This is a genomic window from Mycobacterium sp. 1165178.9 (assembly GCF_001673555.1).
In the GTDB taxonomy this organism is placed as follows: Bacteria; Actinomycetota; Actinomycetes; order Mycobacteriales; family Mycobacteriaceae; genus Mycobacterium.
Window position 1 is genome coordinate 1 of sequence record NZ_LZMB01000592.1, and the last position, 4,069, is coordinate 4,069.

Here is a 4,069-nt window from a genome sequence, read left to right on the forward strand (position 1 = left end):
CGAGGTATAGGAGGCACCATCATGACCATCGTCTCGTACGTAGTGATCCACCCAAACCCGGGCGTCCAGTGGGACGAGGTGCAGAAGCAACTCAAGAAGACAACCGAACTTGCTCGCAAGCACGGCGCCGAGAACGTCACCGTGCTGGCGACCATGATCGGGGGCCCGGCGACCAACGCCATCGGCCTGCTTTCCACAGCCGACGATTGGACGCGATACGGCCAGGTCCAGGAGGCGCTCTTTGGCGATCCTGAGATGCAGGCCGCCTTGGTCGAGGCTGGCCAGATCGCCACCTGGGAGAACTACGTCAGCCAGACAATTGACGTGTAGTGCGGATGAATCATGGATCGGGCCACCCCTGCTCCCGGGGGCGGCCCGATCGCTCTCATCGCCTCGCGACGGTGATCCGGCGCGCCGTCACCGGGTCGGCTTTGCCCTTGAGGTCGAGGGCGACGACCTCGCCCCCGTCGAGGCCAGCCATGCACGCGACGGCCTCGGGCATGACGATCTCACCGGCCGCCGCGACGCTTTGCAGGCGCGACGCGGTGTTCACCACGTCGCCGATCGCGGTGAAGTCGCGGACCTCGCCCTCGCCGACGATCCCGACGTAGGCCGGACCGACGTCCAAGCCGATGCCCACCTCGAGCCGCGGGCCCTTGGGCGAGCCGCGGGCCTGCGTGCGCAGGATTGCGAGAGCGTCACCAACCATCGCATCGACGTACCGCCCGTTGCGTGTGAACGCCGGAAGGTAGAGGCCCATCACTTCGTCACCCATGAGCTTGTCGACGATCCCGTGCTGGACGATCACCTGGGTGAGCTCGGAGTAGAAGCGATTGAGGCACTCGGCCATCTCGTCCGGTGGCAGCGTCTCGGCGAGAGCGGTCGAGTTGCGGACATCGGCGAAGAGCACCCCGATGGTCAGGGTCATGCCGCCTTGGGGCGCCGCCTCGAAGCACACCTTGCACCATCGCGGATTCTTGCGTGACGGGCTCTTGTCCATCCGCCGCATCAGCCAGCCACCGACGCCGGCGAACGGGTTGCCACATGCCTCGCATCGGGGCGCCGACGGCAGCTTCGAGACGAGCCGAACGCCGCGACGAACCCTGGCGTGGCCGAAGAGTTCGAAGAACCGCGCCCACTCCTCCTCGTTGGTTTGCGCATCCTCGGGGAGTGGAGGCGTGCCCTTATTTGCCATCCCTCATTTTCACACCGTTCCCCGATGCTGTTCGTGGCAACGACGACGTAAAGAAACGTCGAGAGCATTCTCGCTTGGTAGCCAGCCGCCTATCCTTCCCTCATGGTGTCGAGCCTGTCGGGCAAGGTCGCATTCATCACCGGCGGTGCTTCGGGCATCGGCGCCGCACTGGCCACCAAGTTGGTCGAGGGCGGCGCGGAGGTGTGGCTCGCCGATCGCCAACTGGGAGTGGCGCAGGAGCTGGCACAACGGCTGAGCAGTGGCGGCGTTAAGGCCCATGCGATCGAACTCGACGTCCGCAGCTATCCCGCGTTTGAGGCTGCGGTCGCCGAGGCGGTGCAGCGATCCGGGCGGATCGATTACCTGTTCAACAATGCCGGCATCGGGGTCGGCGGCGAGGTCGATTCCTACACACTCGACGATTGGAATGACGTCCTGGCCGTGAACCTGCACGGGGTGGTGCACGGCATCCAGGCGGTGTATCCGACCATGATCCGGCAGCGCTCCGGCCACATCGTGAACACGGCGTCGATGGCCGGTCTGCTGGCCGGGCCCGGCACCGCCAGCTACACAGCCTCCAAGCATGCCGTCGTCGCGCTGTCGAAGGCGTTGCGGCTGGAGGCCGAGCGGCACAACGTGAAGGTGTCGGTGCTGTGTCCCGGCGCGATTCGGACCCCCATCCTCACCGGCGGCGTGTATGGGCGGATGACGAACACAGGCGCCAGCGACGAGGATTTGCTCAAATTCTGGGAGCCGATGCGACCGATGGCTCCAGACGAGTTCGCCACCCGCGTCCTTCGAGCCGTGTTACGCGGGGACGCGATCATCATAGTGCCGTCTTGGTGGAAGGCGCTGTGGTACCTCGACCGTTACTCGCCGGCCATTTCGACGCGAGCCGCGCGTCGCACGCTCAAACGACTGCGCGAAATACAGCCCACCCCAACGTAATCCGCTGCGCCCGTCGTTATCGGGCCCATCGGGTCAGCGACTGACCCGATCGCCGGCGCAGATCAGTGCCAGTTCGGATCCCATGGGCCGTTGTGCCAGTGGCCCTGGTCGTGGACTTCACCGTCGTACCAGTGGTCACCAGTGATTGGCATTTATTCGCTCTGGCGCTGACCAATCCCGCTCAACCGCAGGGCTGTACACCGACACGGCCTGCGCTCCTGAAAGCCTGCTGAGAACCCGCTGCGGGCCAGTTTGCGCAGGACGACGCCGGGTACACAGCCGATGCGCTTCGGTCGCGACGCGTTGTCGAGACCTTCTCGGTTGAAAGACACAGCTGGGCGCTTTCCAGTTTTCTGGGCAGCTTTGGCGACCAGCGCTGCAGACGCAGCGCCAGGACCGGAGCCCGCCGGACCGTGTGTTCAGCCGAAGGCGAGGTCGTTTCATGAACACGACGACAGAATTCGTCGGCGGACCAACCACCGAAACCATCACCGCGTTCCAGCACCCACCGAACGACGGTGTGGTTGGCGCGCAAGGCGCGGCCAACCGCTCCACCAACGAATCCAGCCGGCACCGGTAAGCGCCGGCGCGCACGGACGCGCGAGAAAGGAAGACACATGTTGTTGCTGGGCGACGGCGGACGGCGAAAAGGCCGCACCGCCGGCAGCGACGGACTCGGCGAGATCCAGCACCTGGCCGGGCGCGCTTTGTACGACGTCGCGCACGGCCGTTTCGAGCGGTCGCTGTCGGGGCTGACCGCCGTCGCGGCACTGGTCACGACGGCCGAAATCTACTTCGAGCACTACAAAGCCAGCTTCGGCAATAAGTGGATGTGGAGCCCGATCGTGGTGACCCCGCCGGTGGTCGTCGCCGGAATCGGCGGGGTGTTCTCGCGGCGCTGGGCCAAACTCTGGCTCCCCATCACGGCGGGGATCTACACGGCCAACGGGCTGATGGGCGAATACCTGCACGCACGCGGGGTCGCGCGCAAACCGGGCGGATGGAAGAACGCCTCCTACAACGTGCCGATGGGGCCGCCGATCGCGGCGCCGGGACTGATGTGCATGGTCGGCGGGATGGGGTTACTGGCGTCGATCCTGCGCCGCGAACGGTTCCGCGGTTAGGGCACTGGGAATCCTGAGATGGCCAACACCTCACGCCCCGACCACCTGCCCAACCTGCGTCCCGATGGCAAGCCACCACATCCGTCGTGGCTGCCCAAGCAACGTCGTGGCACCACGCCGCAGATGATCGGGCGCTACCCCGATTACGACGTGCTGGAAACCGCCGACAAGTGGGACGAGGCCACCAGGAAGGTGGTGCTGGCCCGGCTCGAACCTCCTGGCCCATTGCGGTTTTTCACGCCAGAAGAGGAGCCGTGCCTGCGCGCATTCTGCGACACGGTGCTAGCCCAGGACGTCGAGCCGCGGGTTCCGGTGGCCGAGTCCGTCGACTCCAAGCTCGCCGACGGGCGCCTCGACGGCTACCAGTACGCCGACATGCCCGACGACCGCGACACCTGGCGGCTGGTGCTGCGCGGGCTCGACGAGACGGCGTCTTCGCAGTACCGCAAACCCTCGTTCGCCGAAGCCGATGCCGCCACCCGCGAAGCGATCATCGACAAGTTCTCGCAGGCGGATCTTCAGGGCGGGGCATGGGAGAGCCTGAACGTCAAGCGCGCGTGGTCGGTGTGCATGCGAGGGATGTTGTCCGGCTTTTACTCCCACCCCTGGGCGTGGAACGAGATCGGGTTCGGCGGCCCGGCCTATCCGCGCGGTTTCATGCGCCTCGGCGGTGCCACCGGACCGGCCGCCGCACGCGAACCGCACGAGACCCCCGGCGCCACCGACGAGGATCCGGTGCAAGTCGTGAACAACGGGGAGCTGTGATGGGCGACCTGCTGCGAGGCCTGTTCAAGGGAGCGAT

Annotated in this window: 6 protein-coding genes; 5 read left to right on the forward strand and 1 reads right to left on the reverse strand. The window is 66.1% G+C overall.

Annotated elements, in window-relative coordinates; genetic code table 11:
• Positions 1-330, forward strand: a 330-nt coding sequence (locus A5652_RS25955; protein ID WP_232001457.1) for a hypothetical protein, incomplete at its 5' end; no start/stop codon positions are given.
• 55 nt (positions 331-385) lie between these two features.
• Here A5652_RS25955 and A5652_RS25960 read toward each other — a convergent pair.
• Positions 386-1,195, reverse strand: coding sequence for an adenylate/guanylate cyclase domain-containing protein (locus A5652_RS25960; RefSeq protein ID WP_067358788.1), 810 nt, complete (start codon positions 1,193-1,195; stop codon positions 386-388).
• Between the two features lie 102 nt (positions 1,196-1,297).
• On the opposite strand from A5652_RS25960, the gene A5652_RS25965 reads away from it, so the two are divergent.
• The 4 genes from A5652_RS25965 to A5652_RS25975 all read left to right on the forward strand — a co-directional run bounded on the left by A5652_RS25965 (position 1,298) and on the right by A5652_RS25975 (position 4,032).
• A complete protein-coding gene (locus A5652_RS25965; RefSeq protein WP_067358791.1) occupies positions 1,298-2,143 on the forward strand; it encodes an SDR family oxidoreductase in 846 nt (281 codons plus the stop codon).
• A gap of 442 nt (positions 2,144-2,585) precedes the next feature.
• Entirely contained in the window at positions 2,586-2,723 is a 138-nt protein-coding gene (locus A5652_RS27955; protein ID WP_156745540.1) for a hypothetical protein, read from the forward strand.
• A 37-nt stretch (positions 2,724-2,760) separates the two neighbouring features.
• Positions 2,761-3,267: a hypothetical protein gene (locus A5652_RS25970; RefSeq protein WP_067358793.1), complete on the forward strand. Its 507-nt coding sequence runs from the start codon at positions 2,761-2,763 to the stop codon at positions 3,265-3,267.
• A gap of 18 nt (positions 3,268-3,285) precedes the next feature.
• Entirely contained in the window at positions 3,286-4,032 is a 747-nt protein-coding gene (locus tag A5652_RS25975; RefSeq protein ID WP_067358796.1) for a gluconate 2-dehydrogenase subunit 3 family protein, read from the forward strand.
• Positions 4,033-4,069: the final 37 nt, after the last annotated feature.

Bases quoted from the DNA above. Each gene is read 5' to 3' on its own strand.
- A5652_RS25960 (WP_067358788.1), bottom strand. From the start codon at position 1,195: ATGGCAAATAAGGGCACGCCTCCACTCCCCGAGGATGCGCAAACCAAC.
- A5652_RS25965 (WP_067358791.1), top strand. From the start codon at position 1,298: ATGGTGTCGAGCCTGTCGGGCAAGGTCGCATTCATCACCGGCGGTGCT.
- A5652_RS27955 (WP_156745540.1), top strand. From the start codon at position 2,586: ATGAACACGACGACAGAATTCGTCGGCGGACCAACCACCGAAACCATC.
- A5652_RS25970 (WP_067358793.1), top strand. From the start codon at position 2,761: ATGTTGTTGCTGGGCGACGGCGGACGGCGAAAAGGCCGCACCGCCGGC.
- A5652_RS25975 (WP_067358796.1), top strand. From the start codon at position 3,286: ATGGCCAACACCTCACGCCCCGACCACCTGCCCAACCTGCGTCCCGAT.